The organism is Bdellovibrionales bacterium, from assembly GCA_019750295.1.
Lineage (GTDB): Bacteria > Bdellovibrionota > Bdellovibrionia > Bdellovibrionales > JAGQZY01 > JAIEOS01.
In genome coordinates, this window is sequence record JAIEOS010000017.1 from 1 (window position 1) to 16,364 (window position 16,364).

At 43.0% G+C, this 16,364-nt stretch carries 16 protein-coding genes and 1 pseudogene; 9 read left to right on the forward strand and 8 right to left on the reverse strand.

Annotated elements, in window-relative coordinates:
• Positions 1-73: 73 nt before the first annotated feature.
• The 3 genes from K2Q26_04415 to K2Q26_04425 form a co-directional block, all read right to left on the reverse strand.
• The gene (locus tag K2Q26_04415) at positions 74-868 is read right to left on the reverse strand and encodes a hypothetical protein (GenBank protein MBY0314737.1); all 795 of its coding nucleotides are present in this window, start codon (positions 866-868) and stop codon (positions 74-76) included.
• 451 nt (positions 869-1,319) lie between these two features.
• Entirely contained in the window at positions 1,320-2,084 is a 765-nt protein-coding gene (locus K2Q26_04420; GenBank protein MBY0314738.1) for a hypothetical protein, read from the reverse strand.
• A complete protein-coding gene (locus tag K2Q26_04425; GenBank protein ID MBY0314739.1) occupies positions 2,077-3,579 on the reverse strand; it encodes a hypothetical protein in 1,503 nt (500 codons plus the stop codon). Before K2Q26_04425 ends, K2Q26_04420 begins: the two co-directional genes overlap by 8 nt.
• Positions 3,580-3,814: 235 nt before the next feature.
• Between K2Q26_04425 and K2Q26_04430 the strand changes: the two genes are divergently transcribed.
• The 5 genes and pseudogenes from K2Q26_04430 (at position 3,815) to K2Q26_04450 (ending at position 7,019) form a co-directional block, all read left to right on the forward strand.
• Positions 3,815-4,633 carry a type IV toxin-antitoxin system AbiEi family antitoxin domain-containing protein gene (locus tag K2Q26_04430; GenBank protein MBY0314740.1) on the forward strand — a complete coding sequence of 273 codons (819 nt, stop codon included), beginning with the start codon at positions 3,815-3,817 and terminating at the stop codon, positions 4,631-4,633.
• Complete coding sequence (locus tag K2Q26_04435; GenBank protein MBY0314741.1) at positions 4,617-5,834, forward strand: nucleotidyl transferase AbiEii/AbiGii toxin family protein; 1,218 nt, start codon at positions 4,617-4,619, stop codon at positions 5,832-5,834. The genes K2Q26_04430 and K2Q26_04435 overlap by 17 nt, the downstream gene beginning before the upstream one ends.
• Before the next feature lie 135 nt (positions 5,835-5,969).
• Positions 5,970-6,383: pseudogene (locus K2Q26_04440) on the forward strand (hypothetical protein).
• Positions 6,384-6,391: 8 nt separating this feature from the next.
• A complete protein-coding gene (locus tag K2Q26_04445) occupies positions 6,392-6,622 on the forward strand; it encodes a hypothetical protein (protein ID MBY0314742.1) in 231 nt (76 codons plus the stop codon).
• 139 nt (positions 6,623-6,761) lie between these two features.
• On the forward strand, positions 6,762-7,019 hold the full coding sequence (locus K2Q26_04450) for a hypothetical protein (protein ID MBY0314743.1): 258 nt from the start codon (positions 6,762-6,764) through the stop codon (positions 7,017-7,019).
• 223 nt (positions 7,020-7,242) lie between these two features.
• Here K2Q26_04450 and K2Q26_04455 read toward each other — a convergent pair whose 3' ends face one another.
• From K2Q26_04455 to K2Q26_04465, 3 genes are all read right to left on the reverse strand, one after another.
• Positions 7,243-8,934: a glutamine--tRNA ligase/YqeY domain fusion protein gene (locus K2Q26_04455; GenBank protein ID MBY0314744.1), complete on the reverse strand. Its 1,692-nt coding sequence runs from the start codon at positions 8,932-8,934 to the stop codon at positions 7,243-7,245.
• A 42-nt stretch (positions 8,935-8,976) separates the two neighbouring features.
• Entirely contained in the window at positions 8,977-9,897 is a 921-nt protein-coding gene (locus K2Q26_04460; GenBank protein ID MBY0314745.1) for a hypothetical protein, read from the reverse strand.
• Positions 9,898-9,984: 87 nt separating this feature from the next.
• The gene (locus K2Q26_04465; GenBank protein MBY0314746.1) at positions 9,985-10,530 is read right to left on the reverse strand and encodes a DUF1543 domain-containing protein; all 546 of its coding nucleotides are present in this window, start codon (positions 10,528-10,530) and stop codon (positions 9,985-9,987) included.
• A gap of 122 nt (positions 10,531-10,652) precedes the next feature.
• On the opposite strand from K2Q26_04465, the gene K2Q26_04470 reads away from it, so the two are divergent.
• The 4 genes from K2Q26_04470 to K2Q26_04485 all read left to right on the forward strand — a co-directional run bounded on the left by K2Q26_04470 (position 10,653) and on the right by K2Q26_04485 (position 14,557).
• Positions 10,653-11,759, forward strand: coding sequence for a hypothetical protein (locus K2Q26_04470; protein ID MBY0314747.1), 1,107 nt, complete (start codon positions 10,653-10,655; stop codon positions 11,757-11,759).
• Between the two features lie 134 nt (positions 11,760-11,893).
• Entirely contained in the window at positions 11,894-12,412 is a 519-nt protein-coding gene (locus K2Q26_04475) for a hypothetical protein (protein ID MBY0314748.1), read from the forward strand.
• A 125-nt stretch (positions 12,413-12,537) separates the two neighbouring features.
• A complete protein-coding gene (locus tag K2Q26_04480) occupies positions 12,538-13,464 on the forward strand; it encodes a hypothetical protein (GenBank protein ID MBY0314749.1) in 927 nt (308 codons plus the stop codon).
• 37 nt (positions 13,465-13,501) lie between these two features.
• The gene (locus K2Q26_04485) at positions 13,502-14,557 is read left to right on the forward strand and encodes a hemolysin family protein (GenBank protein ID MBY0314750.1); all 1,056 of its coding nucleotides are present in this window, start codon (positions 13,502-13,504) and stop codon (positions 14,555-14,557) included.
• Here K2Q26_04485 and K2Q26_04490 read toward each other — a convergent pair.
• Positions 14,554-15,168 carry a hypothetical protein gene (locus tag K2Q26_04490; GenBank protein MBY0314751.1) on the reverse strand — a complete coding sequence of 205 codons (615 nt, stop codon included), beginning with the start codon at positions 15,166-15,168 and terminating at the stop codon, positions 14,554-14,556. The genes K2Q26_04485 and K2Q26_04490 overlap by 4 nt on opposite strands.
• A 10-nt stretch (positions 15,169-15,178) precedes the next feature.
• The gene (locus tag K2Q26_04495; protein MBY0314752.1) at positions 15,179-16,339 is read right to left on the reverse strand and encodes a hypothetical protein; all 1,161 of its coding nucleotides are present in this window, start codon (positions 16,337-16,339) and stop codon (positions 15,179-15,181) included.
• Positions 16,340-16,364 lie beyond the last annotated feature (25 nt).

The following is a 16,364-nucleotide window of genomic DNA, read 5'->3' on the forward strand; positions in this document are numbered from 1 at the left end:
ATGACGCCGATAGAGTGTGAAGAGATGGTACGAAACGCAGCATGAAATTTATGTCCGTTTTTTCGGGGGAAGATCAGGGAAAAGTGACATCGGTTTTAATAAGGCTATAAATTGTCCAGCTTGAGACCCTGAGAGTTTCTGCCACCTCCTTTACGGTGAGATAAGACTTATCTAACGGCCAGCGTGGCCTACAGTTTTGAGAATTTTGAGTCAAAGTAATCTCCTTTGTTTCTAAGATATTGTCGGCCGTGTTAATTTGCGGCCCTCTGATTTTTGGGTAGGGTTGGTTTAAAAGTTGCGGGTTAAGGCGTTCAAAGAGTTTTCTTAAGTAGATGGTTTCTCTTTTAATTGAGCCAAGAAAATAGACGTACTTATGCTTGGGTAAGAGGGAGCGTCTTAAGCAACGGCTTTGATGAGCCTTAGCCTGTTCTTTAACGGCACTAATGATTTCCCTGGGAATCTTTTCCCAAAGGATTTTGTCTCTAAGGCTCCACTTAGGTCCCCAAAGAATACCCAGTTCTTTTGCATACCGTTTAATTTGCGAAGACTTTCTGAACTGGCGATCTGAAAACCAACCTCTCTTAAGATTTAATGGATCTTGGTATTCGAATCTTGCTCCCGAAGTCTGTCCTAAATAAGTAAAGTTACAGGCTTGATAAATGGTTCCCAGTTCCCGAGCTTCGACATCACTATAGGCTGTAAAGAATCGAAAGCTCGAATGTTTCACCATCCAACGAATTGAAAACATAATAAGAGCTGATGCCAAGTTTTTAGGAGACCAGGAGATACAAGCACCACGGCTAATGAGTTTTTCAAGATGTCTTTGGTCTTTGCCTAAAAGATTTGAGAAGCTATTCGGAGTTGCCATAACCACCACTCCGGCCAACTTGCCTTTATAGGTAGCTATAAATCTATGAGTGGGACGGGTGGGCATTTTACCCAGCCATTCATGCTGATGAATGAATTTTTTAATCAGCTCGCAGGTGGTCTTATCTTCTTTAGGAATAAACTTGAATTCAAAATCTTTGATTCTCAGCTGGCTAGCTTGCTCATGGGTAAGATTAGAGTGTTTTAAATCGTATTTAGTATTTTTTAAGCGAATATCGTATTGCCAACAATGGGGTTTATTGTAGGCATGAACCTGGGGGAATAAGACTATTAAGAGTCCTTTCGTTAAAGTTGAGAATATGCATTTGGTCTTTAGGGCTTAGATATTTAGATTTTCTATAAAAACCTAATGAGTATTAAGATTTAGGGATCAATACAGATTGAGAGCTAGGTTGCATGTCGTAAAGCGGTTGAAACCTCAATAAATGACATTATTTAAGAACTATTTTTTCCTTTCTTAGATTATAAAAAGCCAAAGATGAGTTGCTATCAATCACTTCAGGTAAAGTGGAATAGAAAAATTTTGGCCAGTTTTTAGCCAAAACACTTTCTTCAATTTGCTGAATATGATTTAAAACTTTGCTATCTCTACAAATATAAAGAACTCCACCGATGGTGGGATTGGAATATAGTTTTTCAAAATATTTCCTGTAGCGCTCAGAGAATTTGATCGTGCGCTCATATTCCAAAGCAAACAAGTAAGACTGGTTCTGCTTTCGAATTTTTAAAATCGCGTCAAAGTTATGCAGTTTTAAATCACTTAAAAGCTCATCTTCTGGCAAGTTTATACCACTTCGTAAGACATTCTCAGAGTAGTAAGCCTCCACAGTGTCTAAACTTTCAAGTCTTTGTCGAATGTTCACCAAATCCAGATCATGGAGGATGCTGTTACTTTGCAGTTGTCCTCTCAAAAACGAATTGGGATCTATTCTTATGAAATCACGAAAGCTTTTAAGCGTCAGACTATAGACTAATCTGCCGCACAATTCTTTATTGTAATTCGCATATAAGTATCCAGATTTAATAAGAAGGTTAAGTCTTTTATAGAGCGCTTGATGACTTCTATTGTGATAAATATCTCTCGCAATTTGTGAAGACGTTGCTACTTTGTTTACGAACAAATAGGAAAAAAGTCTTTGCTCAATATCTCTTATGTGAAGAGAACCCTGCCCGTGCCTTGGCAAGGCTCTAGTCACTAGTCTCCACAAAAATATTTTTAAAGGAGTTCTGGTTTAAGGACTTCACATCATTCTTTAAAATAGGTTTAAACAGGAATCGATTTCCATTGGCGAAATCTTCTTTTAATCCATTACAAATGTGCTTGATCCTTTGCTCAGAAATTAGGGGAACTTGCACAGTAAACTGTTCACTTCCAAATTGCCAAATTCCTCGCCCAGGGATCATCGGAAGATCCATTGCGTCCTTACTTCCAAGCACTTGTAAAGATCCTTGGAGTGTATTCATTTTAAAGCACATCCGTGCAGAAATATTCTCTTGAATGACAGTATTGATAGATTCTTTGTTCACCTTTTGTGTAGCCAGGATGAGATGAATGCCAGCGGCTCGTCCTAGGCGGGCGATGGAGTTGGTAAGTCTTTGAGCTTTTTGCGATAGTTCGTAGTCATCATCAAACTTACTTTTATCGGCATAAAGCTCGCTGGCTTCATCAACAGCGATTAATAGGCGATCCATTTGATCTCGTTGAGGCTCAATGTTTTTATACCCTTTGGCTTCCAAATAGTGAAATCGTCTCTCCATTTCTTTACCTACAGTTTGTAGAAAATAAACTGCCTGTTGCAGGTCTTTTGCAATCCATACGTTGGGAGCTTGTTTAAAATCAGCTGCTTCTAGGCCTTTCTTAAGATCGATGAGAAAGATTTGAAGATATGAACTTGATTGCAGTAGTCCTGCAATTGTTTGTTTAAAGAAGACGGATTTTCCTCCTCCCGTACTGCCAGCAATGAGCATGTGGGGAAGATGTTTTAGATCTTGGCTGTGAAGGCAATGGCCTGTATCCCCAACATAAAATTGCTCTTCTTTTAATTTGCTTTCGATTTCATCAAAATGAATTACCTTAGGAATTCTTTTATTTGATAGTCCCAGTTCAATGATTGAGGGGTTTGAACCATTTTTAAGAAATTCAATTGGCTTTTGAAAAACAGCTTCTAATTCATTTCTTTTGTTTTCAAATTGATTAAGGCTTACGGAGTTTCCTTTAAATAAATATTTTTCTTCATCGTCATTAATTTTAAAATAGGATATGAGTTTTGGGGTTTCCCCCAATCCGTTGGTGAGACCAATAGTTTCAAATTGTTTTTGGATCTTTATCTTTTGGCGAATTAGTTTTGATCCAATGCTTATAATGTAAATCCATGAAATGCCTAGAAATAGTCCCCAGTAATGATAGGGCCATGGAATAGAGAATGACCAGGCGATGAATCTTTTATTAAAAACAACCGGCCAAAGCCAATGTAAGAATTTAAGATGAAGGCCTTTTAGCGTGGCCAGCATAGTTATCAAAAATCCACCGGTAAGGATTGCGAAGATTTTTAATAGCAGATGTCTTGGTTTCTTAAAGAACCCGACGAGTCCTTGATAGGTTAGTGCTGAGACTGTTTCTACGAGTTTTATAATTGTGTTTTCGAGATGATGAGATTGTTTATTTTTTACTTTCTTATTATTTTTATTCAATAATGCTCCCTATTGATCGTTATCAGAGAATTTTTAGCTTTTTGAGGCTGGGTTGCACGAGCCCCCTACTAATGTGAATTTTGGCCCATGGACCAGATGGTCCACCTGCGAAGTTTTTATTTAGACTTAATGAAGAAGCCTTAAGTTCAATTAAATAGATTTGGCAAATCTATTAGGTATATATAATATGCTGATATTGCCTTATTAGAGCAATAATGGCATAATAGATATATCTATGAATAGTTTAAAGGGAATAGGCGCTATATCACGAACACAACTCTCAGAGGTTATAAAAGCTTCTAAGGGAGGTATGACTGCTACGATAGTTGCTGCGACTTTAAATGTAACTCGTCAGGAGGCGGGTAGATTGCTATCGCGTTGGGCGAAAGCAGGTTGGTTAAGGCGCGTGAGGCGTGGCTTTTATTTATCTACACCATTGGAGGTTTCCCCAGAGGAGTTGGCGATTGAAAACCCTTGGGCTGTAGTCTCAAAAATATTTGAACCAGGGTACATTGGCGGATTTTCCGCAGTTAAGCATTGGGATTTGTCGGAACAAATTTTTGAAACAACCGTTTTTTGTACCACGAAACAATTTCGAAAGACGGATTTGAATTATTCAGGAATAAAAATCCATTTAAAAACAATAAAAGGATACAAATTATTCGGCACGAAATCTGTATGGTTAGATTCAGTAAAAGTTCTAATCTCAGATCCATCTAAAACAATGGTAGATATTTTGGACGACCCAGGATTGGGTGGCGGGATGAGAGTTGCCAAAGATTTCTTTGAGGCCTATATGGAATCAGAGTATAAGGATGTACCTCTTTTAATCGAGTACGCTCAGAAAATGAATAATAAAACAATATTCAAGCGACTGGGATTTCTCTTGGAAACTATAGGAGAGAAAGATCAGAGTGTGCTAGATAAACTAAGAGATAATATTTCAGCGGGATACTCAAAATTTGATCCAACAATAGAAAATAAGAGAATAATTAAAAAGTGGAATCTTAAAATTCCTGCTTCTTGGGAAAAAGAATATGATCGAAAAAAATGAAGTTCTTAAGCTGGCTCAAGAGTTAGGTCTTTCTCCAGATACAATCGAAAAAGATTACGTCTTGGGTTGGATGCTCCATGGAATATATAATCACCGAGAGCTGGGTAAGAAATGGCTATTTAAGGGTGGAACGAGTCTAAAAAAATGTTTTTTCGAAACCTTTAGATTTTCTGAAGACTTAGATTTTACCCTGACGACATCGTCACATCTGTCGGTAGAATTTCTCAGCAAAGCTTTTAACGAAGTCGCTGATCAACTCTATTCTGATACCGGAATAGAATTTTCGAAAGATAAGTTCAAATTTAAGGTTATTGCGAAAGAAGACGGAAAATTATCAGCGCAAGGAGTGATTCACTACAATGGTCCATTACGGCGTAAAGCAGGTGGTGTAGCCACAATTAAACTGGATCTTACGAATGATGAAATCATTGTTTTGGAATCTCAAAAGAAGAAAGTGGATCATCCTTATTCCGATGAACCAAAGGAAGGAATTTTTTCTCAGTGCTATGCTTTTGAAGAAGTCATTGCTGAGAAAGTAAGGGCCTTAGCCCAAAGAGCAAGACCAAGAGATGTTTATGATGTGGTTCATTTTTTCCGCAACAGGAATATGATTAATAATCCACAACTGGTTTTTAACGTTTTAAAGAAAAAATGCGCTTTTAAAAATATTGATGTTCCTACTTTTGCATTTATTGAAAAACACGAAAAATTACAGGAATTAGAGGGGCAGTGGGTGAATATGCTTGCTCACCAATTACCAAATCTACCTCCGCTTGAATCTTTTTGGAAAGACATAGAGCCCTTCTTTGAATGGCTTTATGGATCACTTCAAGAGGAAAAATTAGTATCTGCTTCAAAGCGTGTTGACGAACAAGTGTTCCAGCTGGGTCGAGTGGCGAATGCGTATAATATAGACTCCGTTCTACAAAGAATCCAATTTGCAGCAGCGAATAGAGTATGTGTTAAGCTTAAGTATAGTGGAAAAGAAAGAACAGTTGAGCCGCTGTCATTTAGACGAGCACAAAACGGCAATCGTTTGTTTTACGGATTTGAGCGTGAGGCAGACCATGCTAAGGCATATTCATTGTCAAAGATTGAGGGCGTACAAGTAACAAATCTGCCTTATTCTGAGAAGTATCCTGTGGAGATCAGTCCAACTGGGACAATTGCAATGCCTCCTGTTCGAAGACGACCAAAATAAAATACAGGAATGGCCGTTTAGTGGCCGATTATTTATAAATATTCAAAAAATACACTAAATCTATTTATCGAAGTATTATTTTAAGACACCTCATCTTGCCTAAAACAATAAGGGATTGCATAATTAAGTAGAGGATATGGCCGTGCTAGGGATTATGATCCTCGCGCGGGTGGACGTTGGACGGCGAAAGATCCGATTAGGTTTGATGGTGGTGATGTAAATCTTTATGGATACGTGTTGCAAGATCCTGTCAATGCCATAGATGAGATTGGAACTGGTCCCATCCTTTGCGGCGCGCTTGAGACTTTGTGGGGTGGAACAGCTGCAGTGATGTTTCAGAGAGATCTTAATAAGATTAGTAAACAGTTTCAAGATTTTAGAAAGAAAATTATGGCGATGGATATTTGCGAGGAAGACAAACTGGAAAAGCTAAATAGGCTTGATCAATGGAAAGTAAAAGAAATAAAGTCATTAGCATTGAGCTATGCAGAGCCGTCTATTGGCGTAACGGCAGCTCTTCTACTGACGTGCTTTTTGCCGACGATTTAGGAGTTTTCATGAAATTTCTTTTAGATTACTATCCCGATAAGAAAAAGCCTCTTAGTTTAAAAGGTTTTTTTAGGGGCTTGGCTTTCGATTTCGGATTTTTTTTATTAATTCTAAACATTTTCTTCTTTATAAATAACGAAATAGCGATTGCTTTGACTCTAGGATCTATATTTGTTGTTGTTTTCTCAATTATCGAAGTCTTTACTTGGGTCGTGGTAAAAATCCAGTCGAGTAAGTGAAAAAACAAAAATTGAGTTTGTGATGGCTAAGGAAAAACACTTTAATATTTCATATAACGTTGGAAATGTTTCTTTATCGTATCACAGACCTTTTCCAAGCTGAGCTGCCTTTTGTGATCGTGGGTGGGGTGGGTACGCCTTGGCTCTTCAAGGTTTAGTGCGTGCTACAGTGGGTGTGGACTTCGTTTTATCGCTCAAGCTTGCCGATTTAGAAAAGGCCGAGAAGTGTTTAGGTCAGTTAGGGCTTCGCTCTCGGCTTCCGATCAGCGCTCGAGATTTCTTTACCATGCGAAAAGAGTATATAGATCAGCGAAATCTCATCGCCTGGTCTTTTGTGGATTACATCAATCCTGCAAATCAGGTGGATATTCTTATCAATAAAAAAAATTCTGACTGAAGGCGGAAAAGATTCGCGTCGCCGGGCGTAGCCTTCCGGTGGCGAGTTTAAAGACTTTAATTGAGCTCGGGGAATATTCTTAAGGCGATCAAACTCAAGGCACGAGCCGACGGGAAAAAGTATCAGTCTTTGATGATTGAGTATCTTCGAAAAGCTTTAAAAGAAAATTAATTGCCGTTGGCCAACCCACCACTTTGTTCCGTTGAAGTGGTGGATTTAAAAACTACTTGCTACTGGCCAAATCGACGATGGCGTTAAAGACCATGGCGTTAGGCTTAGAGTCCTTACTGTCCAAGCAAAAGTATCCGACGCGCTCAAACTGATAGCGCAGCTCGGGCTTGGCCTCATTAAGGCTCCATTCGAGTTTGGCGTTCTTGATGATTTTTAAAGATTCAGGATTCAAATTGTCTTTAAAAGTTTTTCCTTCCGGAACGTTCTCCGGATCTGGCACTTTAAAAAGTCGACCGTAGATGCGAACTTCGGCATCCACGCACTTGCTCGCAGACACCCAGTGCATCATGCCTTTCACCTTGCGACCGTCGGAGGTGGGTTTGCCGCCGAGAGTAGCGACATCGTAATCGCAACGGAGTTCTACAATTTGACCGCTGGCATTTTTAATCACTTCTTTGCACTTGATCACATAGGCATTACGCAAACGCGCTTCTTTGCCGGGAGCTAAACGAAAGAAATCCGCCGGAGGATTTTCCATAAAATCGGCAGCATCGATGTAGACCTCGCGACCGAAATAAATTTTTCGATGACCCATCTCCGGTTTTTTAGGATGCACTTGCGTCTCGATGATTTCTTCTTTCCCTTCGGGATAGTTTTCAATCACCACTTTGATGGGATTTAAAACCGCCATCGCACGGTGAGCGACATTGTCGAGATCGTCACGCACACAGTTTTCTAAAATATCGTACTCAATAATACTCTCCGCTTTGGCGACACCGATGCGTTTTGCAAAAAGTTGGATCGATTCAGGAGTGTAGCCCCGTCGACGAATTCCTGAAATGGTCGGCATCCGGGGATCATCCCAGCCACTGACTAAATTTTCTTTCACTAACTGAAGCAGTTTACGTTTGCTCATCACCAAATAAGTCATGTTCATTCGAGCAAACTCATACTGATGAGGTTCGCCGCCGGTGGGAACGTTTTGTATACACCAGTCATAAAAGGGGCGGTGATCTTGAAATTCCAAAGTGCAAATCGAATGAGTGATGCGCTCGATGGCGTCTGAGAGCGGGTGAGCGTAATCGTACATCGGATAGATGCACCATTTGTCGCCCGTGTTGTGATGACTCACTTTACGAATACGGTAAAGTAAAGGATCACGCATGTTCATGTTCGGCGATTGCATGTCGATTTTGGCGCGTAGGACATGTTGACCTTCTTCGAACTCTCCAGCCTTCATACGACGGAACAGATCTAAGTTTTCTTGCACAGAGCGATCACGGTAGGGACTGTTGCGTCCCGGAGTGGTAAAGTCACCGCGATACTCTCGAAGCTCTTCCTCGTTTAAACTACAGACATAAGCTTTCCCATTTTGAATGAGAAGTTCGGCCCAATCATAAAGTTGTTGGAAATAGTTGGACGCGTAAAAAAGATCGTTCCCCCAATCATAGCCTAACCATTTAACGTCGGCTTTAATCGATTCGACATATTCGACATCTTCCGTCTCGGGATTGGTGTCGTCAAAGCGCAGATGGCAACGTCCATTGTAATCCTGGGCGAGTCCAAAATTCAGACAGATGGACTTGGCGTGACCGAGATGGAGATAGCCATTGGGCTCCGGAGGAAAGCGAGTGACAACTTGGCCTCCATGCTTACCCGATTTGATATCGGTCTCGATAATTTGACGTAAAAAATTAGGTGCTTCGACAGGATTTTTATGATCGTTTTTATGAGGATGAGCCATGGCTAAATATCTGAAATCTAGCCAATTCTGTCAACAGATCGCTTAATTCAAACCACAAAGATGGGGCTGCTGCGGGCAAGAGCCAGTCATTCCGAGGGGGTTTGCAAAGTTTGCGTCACAAACTCGAGCGGAGCGCACATCGGTGATGGGGCCTTGTTGGCCGTTGAGGATGTTTCCGAGTTCATTCTCCGTGAGGGCTTTCGCCAGAGATCGAGACACCACTCGTCCGTCCCCATAGATGATTTTCAACTCCGGTCCCAAAAAACGAATTCCGTGGGAGTAGTCTTCATAGGCAAAATCATGGGGAAGAGCCAGGGGTTGAATGGGCTTGTTCCCGGCCTGCTGCCAGCCATAGATGGCGACCTGCTGAGGCTTTGAATTGAGGCGATTGGTGATCACCACATCTTTTTTATGTCCCGCCACGAGGCCCCAGCGCCCGTCGCGTTGATTTTCGATGGTGTTATTAAAAATATAATAGTTAGGACCTGAGCGCATCGCGCCGGGATACTTATACCAGTCGGTGGGCTGCGGTTTGAGTTTGACCGACGCTTGGTCGTAAATACGATCCACTAAAAATGTTGTCGGCATCACAAAACCGAATTCGCTCGCTAAAAACTGAGCGGCATAATTTGTGAGAGGCATGCGGACGAAATCATTTTCGGTTCCGATCATCAAATAATCGGGCTGCACTTGCAGCTCCAAAACGACATCTGCACCTTGATAGCGAGCCGGGATTCGAAGAGGGGTGAAGGCTTTAAGAACTTCAGGAACATTTCCTTTGAGGACTTCCTTCACCACCGCGAGTTCGCGCTGGACGGATGGATTTTTTAAATAGCTTAAAAATGTTTGTGAAGACCAAGCCTCATTCGTTTGTCGAGGTGGAAATCCACAATGTTGAGCGTGAGCTTGAAAAGAGAGAATAAAGAGCGAATAAAAAGCGGCCAGTCTCAGTAGATTGTTCATGACGAACCTATCGGCAAAGCTGGGTATTTTTATTTCGGCAGATGGCCTAGTTTTTTAGAATGAGATGGAGCTCCTTCGAGCTCAAGTTTATAAGACTCTCTGCCATCCGTTAACGGGATCAACGTTTGACTTTTGACCTCGGCTTAACTGAACGGTGTAGGGGCCAATCTTTTCGATCTCGATACAGTCATCGATGTCATAGAGATCATCGGTGTGAAGTTCGACTAAATCATTTTCTAAATTTTTCTTGGCTTTATTTTTGGCCTCAAGGGGAGACTCCGCGACCAAAAACTTCATGTAGTGCATTTCGCCGAACACTTCTTTTTTATAAGCTCCCAAATTCACAAAATACAGCTTGAGATCATCTTTACTTTTTCTCTGATTATTATTCTGACCTTTACTGACAGTGATATCGTAACCCTCGACGTTCTCGAGGGCCAACCAAGAGTCCACATGCAGGGACTTAGGAGTGCCAAACCAATTTTCTTTTATCTGAGGTATAAGTTCCTCTGATGATTTGCCCACGAGAAACATCACATCGTGGAGCTCTAAGCTGCATCGAGGCGCACGTCCTCCAAGATAGAAGGCAATTAATTTATTCTCTGTGAATGAAAATGGCTGAAGTGTTCCCATGCCCCGCAATCTAGTCAATCGCTCTACCTCTGTCCACTGCAAAAACAGGTGGTCCAATGTCTCGGTAAAATAGACAGGCGCCAGGAGCGGTGCTACATTTAAGAGACTGGGGGGAGTGAAAAGTGCGAGCTCTGTATGGAATCCTAGCGATCTTTTTTTTCACACCGGCAATGGCTCACGCCACGTCCTGCAAACCATTTCGTGTGCATTTGGAGGCGAGGGCACCTGCGGAAGCGCCCCATGTACCCTTTCTCCAAAGTCCGTCTTGGGAAAAAGATCTTGTTCTTAAAATTTCTCGTCTGGAAAAAAAAGTATCCTTCGAAAGCATCTATAACAAATGGCTTGCCAATCATTTGAACGAGCTCACCGAAGAGCAACGCCATCAATGGCTTCAATGTATTTACCATTACGTACAGATGGACACGGATAAAGATGGGATTGCAGATTGGACGGCTGTTGTGGATCAAAAACCTTCGCGGACCATTTATCCTTTAGATCCTGACATGGACGGTGACGGAATACCGAATATTTTCGACTCTCAGCCTCTAGACAAAACCCTTGGAGTCGCGGTGAAAGGCCAAATCCCTAGGCATTTGATTTCTGACGAAAGCGCCGTCGCTCTTTGGCAGAAAAAGCTTTACGATGTTTATGGAATTGTAGCGATCAATCATACGGCAAAGCATTCACCCTATGTTTTGAAAGAACTTTATTTGCTTCTTGAGAAAAGCTTTTCCCGCCAGTTTGTACGCTCATTAAAAGGAATTAAATCTGTTTATGCTTTTGCCAAGCATGATGATGTGTTTGATATCGCCGCGTACCATCACCAGATGCAGGCGATCAGTATTGGTGGACAGGACATCTATCCCGCCGGCATCAGTGACTCGCAAAAGCAGCATCTGTTGTCCACATTGGCTCACGAGATCGGGCACGCGGTCTTACTTCAAAAAATTCCCCCGCGTGAGCTACGCACCATTTGTGAGAAGAACGGTTGGCGCGAGGTGTTTAGTTCGGACCCCACCGAATCTTTTTACGATGAAGCCTTCTTCCGTCGCCATCCCGGATGGGAGTCTAAAGAAAAGGCACATCAGAATTATTTTTTTACTAATTATTCCTACTCCAATGCTCATGAGTGGTTCGCCGATGCGTTTGCAAAATCGATTTTACCATCCATGGCTCAAAAAGAGCGGCCCGGTTCCTTCGAGCGCTGGTTAAAATCCTATCTCAAATAATCCAACATCGCCCCAGGGTGTTGCAGATTGCCTCGGTTTTTTCATCGACGGACCTTTGAGATCCTTTCTAAAGCCTTTGCAGCTTGGCGTGGCTGTTGCTCTATCAGGAAACAACATTCCAATAAGGAGGAACTATGAAGACAAAATTACTATTAACTGGAGCAGCAATGATTTTTACGCTAGGCGTAGCTCATGCCGGTGGCGATAAAGTTGTGACGGGAAGCGCTACTGTCGATTTCGAAAAAGGCAGCGCCACGCTGAGCCCTTCCGAAAAGCAAGAGTTGCGGGATTTGATCACGTCGACAAAAGCGAAAAACAAAATCGATAAAGTGAGTATAGCCGTATGGTCGGATCAAGAACGCCCCGTTCGCGGTGATCTTTCTGCCGCTGATCGCAAGCTTGCGGATCAACGTAAAGAGGCCATCAAGGACGCCATCGAAGGGATCGACGACGACCTTAGTGTCAAAGCCTACAGCATGGCCGAGGGAACCAATTGGTTAGCTCGTACTTTTAACACTCGCGACGCGGAACTTGATTCTGTATTCGCAAAAAAAGACGCAGAGATTCGTCGTGAAGATTTCAAAGTGTTTAAAAACGATGGTGGACCCTCAAAAGCCGTTGTTGTTTTAAAAACGAAAGTTGAAAAACATTAATTCTTTGCTCATTGCGGAAGGGGTTTATCCTCTTCCGCAGAGTTTGTCTCAAATTCGATCGTCTCTCCTAGACAAAAGTGAACTTTAGGCTATCAGTCTTGCCCTAAGTTTTTTATAATCTCAGTGTGCCATTAAAATCGATCTTCTATTCTCTGCTTTTAATTGTAGTTTGCGGCTGTAATTCCTCCGGCGGCACGGCCGATTTTGCACCCGAAGGGGGATTGATTTCCGGTGGCCCCGGTGACTCTGCAGTGCCTATCCCCTCGTCGGGATGTGGGGGCGCAAGTGCGACGGCGGGAACTTATGTACGCACCATCTCTGTGGGCGGAGTTTCTAGAGAGTATCGATTAATCATTCCTACGGGTTACTCTCCATCAACTCAGTATAAACTCATTTTTGGATGGCACGGGTATAGTAACACGGCGATGGCCTTCCAGAATGGGACACTGGTGACGCCGCTTCTTGCCGCCGCCAATTCGCAGGCCATTTTTGTTTTACCTCAGGGAATAGAGACCTTGAGTTTGCCGGTGGGAGCTAGCGGAAAAAATGATATGCTTCCCGGTTGGGATTGGCGCCCCACGGGAAGAGACGTTCTGCTTTTTGATGCGATTTACGAGAGCGTCGCTGACGAACTTTGTGTAGATCTCGCCCAAGTTTATAGCTTTGGGAGATCTATGGGTGGATATATGTCCAATATTTTGGGCTGCGCCCGCGGACACATCTTGCGCGCGATGGCTGACGAAGCTGGCGCAATGCCCGATACTATGCGCCGTTACATTTGCTCTTCCGAAACGATCCCTGTGTGGAAGAATCACAATCAAGATGATACGGAGGTCGGCTATAATTTTCGAGGCGCACCGACATTTTGGCGATGGATCAATGAAAACTCCTGCACGGAAACCAGCACTCCCGTTGGGGGGCGTCCCGAATGCTCCCGCTACTCAAACTGTGGCCCCGGAGGCGAAGTGGTCTTCTGTAATGCGCCCACCGGTGGTCACGCGACACCATCGTTTGCGGGGAGTGAGATCTGGAACTTTTTTAATTCCTTTTAGTGACGGCGCCGAATCCTCCTGATAGATTTTAAAGCCAATGGAAGCACACCTGAGCCTCACCACAACGCTTATTTATATAGCACTCTCTTTCTTTTTGGTTTTTCTTAACGCATTCTTCGTGGCCTCTGAATTTGCTATCGTTAAAGTCCGCCGCACGCGTCTGGAAGAATTAGCCGGGCAGGGAATTGCATCGGCACGGATCTCTATTTTGTGTGTGGATCAGTTAGACGAGTATTTGTCGGCCACTCAATTAGGAATCACCCTGGTGAGTTTAGCTCTCGGTTGGATTGGGGAGGATTCCTTCTTCAATCTGATGGTGATTTTAATTCCTCAGGAGTACCACAGCTTTGAGTTTTTCCATATTGCCGCTACGGCCACCTCATTTTTTATTATCACCTTGATGCATGTGGTACTGGGAGAGTTAGTTCCTAAGAGTATGGCGATTCAGCAAGCCGAGAGAATGACGTTGCTGCTGTCGCCTCCCTTGCGTGTATTTTATAAATTAGCTCAACCACTGATTATGTCCTTTACATGGATCGCCAATGGCATCTTAGCTCTCATCGGTTTTAGGAATTTTGAAGAGGCTCCTGTGAGCGAAGACGAACTCAAATTGATCATGCAGGATTCTAAAGATGATGGAGTGATCTCCGAGAGCGAAGCCCAAATCATCACTAAAGCTTTTAGCTTTTCGGATAAACGGGCCGCCGATATCATGATCCCCGTCGAAAAGATGGACTACTTGTCTTTAGCCCGAACTTTCGAAGAAAACATGGAGCTCACGCAAACCACTCGCCGTACACGATTTCCTCTCACCGAGGATGGGGTCGATGCCATATTAGGATTGGTTCACATTAAAGACATCTATCAAAAAATGGACGAAGACCTTTCAAACAATACGTTTCAAAAAATCATGCGTCCGGTCACCTTCGTAGATCCGGGGATGCCACAAGATCGATTGCTTAAAATCTTTAGAGAGAAACGGGCGCACATGGCCGTGGTTCGCGATTCAAAGTTTAAGGTCCTAGGAGTTGTCACCATGGAAGACATTCTCGAAGAGCTGATTGGTGAAATTCAAGATGAACACGGCAACTAGTATCGATCTTTAGAGGATCTAAAATCGTAATGATAATTTAAACCCCACACTGTGGACTCCCAAGTGACCATGTGAGCGACCGACATCGATATCGAAGATTTGATATTGAGTCGATTCATAAACGTCGCTTGCAATCCCATCGAAAAGGGTTGATTTTCGACTTCGACAACCTCTTTAAAATTCCATTTGGGTTGTTTTAAAGTAAATGGCGCGCTCAATAGAATTTCGGACCTGGCTGTAGTTCTATAGATAATTCCAGGGTTAAAACTTCCGGCATACCAAGATTGTTTTTCGATTTCGTCGGGTATGTCGCCAATTCCTTTGGCTTTATGCGAGCCAAATTGAAGGTTCGCCTCAAAGTGCTGGACCCAGCGCACTTTATAAAATGGCTTATTATAAGCATATCCTAATTTAAAACCTTGAAAGTTCGCATTGATAAATCCGGGCACTCCGAGCGCTGTCACTTCCATTTTTTCTTGCCAGTTGACATAACCTAAAGTGACTTCAGAATACGGTTTGCGAATCGCACTTGTTTTTGTACGAGAGGAGTTCTGAGCCAGGCTGCTGAAGCTGATTGCGATTAAAATTAAAAATAAAAACTTTTGCATCATAAAAATCTTTTTAAAGTGAAATATGCACCTGAGTTAAAAAGGCCCAAACATCCTCAGGCACCAGCGGAGAGTTGACCACTTGTCGCGTATTTTCGACCTCAACTCGGAGTTCTGTTCGTGCCATCGGAAATGCCAAAACGCCAAAGCCTGTCCGGATATTATCCGGGCGCGAGGAAATCATGTCATCCTTGTAGGCCTGACCAGAGACAAATATGTGATAACCCCGTACAACTTTTTGAATTCCCTCGGCAAAGACGTAATAACCGTTGGTGGACTTTTGGGACTTGGGAGTGTCTTTGATGTTTCCGACTTCGAATAAAATAGCTGAGCCATGCCCCAAGCCTAATTTCGAGTGAACTCCTACGCGTTGACCAGCAATGTATTTGTTAGTTCCATAAAGACCCGAAATCCCGAGGCGCCAGGCCGGTTGAATTTCGTACTCGAACATGACGGAGCCTCCTGATTGTCGGACATCACTCTCTTGATAGAGATTTCCCATAAATGCGTGGCCAGACAGTTCCCACTCCGGCCTGACGTAATGAGCGACCACACCATGGGTCTGATCGTTCTGCGCAAGTCCAGTACGGGAGCGACTGTAGGCGGTGTGATTGACGTTTCTGATTCCGTAAACTTTGTCCATCATACCAGCGTAGAGCCAAAGGGATTCTGTGGTTTGATAGCGCACGTAATGCTCTCGAGAAATCATGCTATCAATTTTTGGTGCATTTAGCTGCGATTGGAAACGAAGGGGTTTAGGAACGTAGCCGAAGGAGCTTACAAAAATGAGTTTTTGATTTTTATCAAAAATAATGGCGGCATTGACATCCGCTTGCATAAAAATATTTCGAGATGTGCTGTCTTCGCTTCCTGGATTTAATCGATAGTTTAAGTAGCGCGCTTTGATTCCCGGTCGAAACCACCAGGGTAGATTGTCTGTCTTTCCTAGGAAGCCCGAGGTCTCTCCGAGTTGCTCATCAGTTTTTTTTCCGGCGAAGGCACGGCCCGCAATTTCTGCGGCCCATAGAGCTCGACCATAGTCGTTAATCGGTCCATTTCCGTGGCCATTATAATGACAAGTGAGGCAAGCCGCGTACTTGTATCCGATAAATTCGGGATAGGCCTTCGCAATTTGAGGTAGGAGCAGGATTAAGATGAGACAAGTACGTGTCATTTCATCAAATTGTAGCTAGTATAAG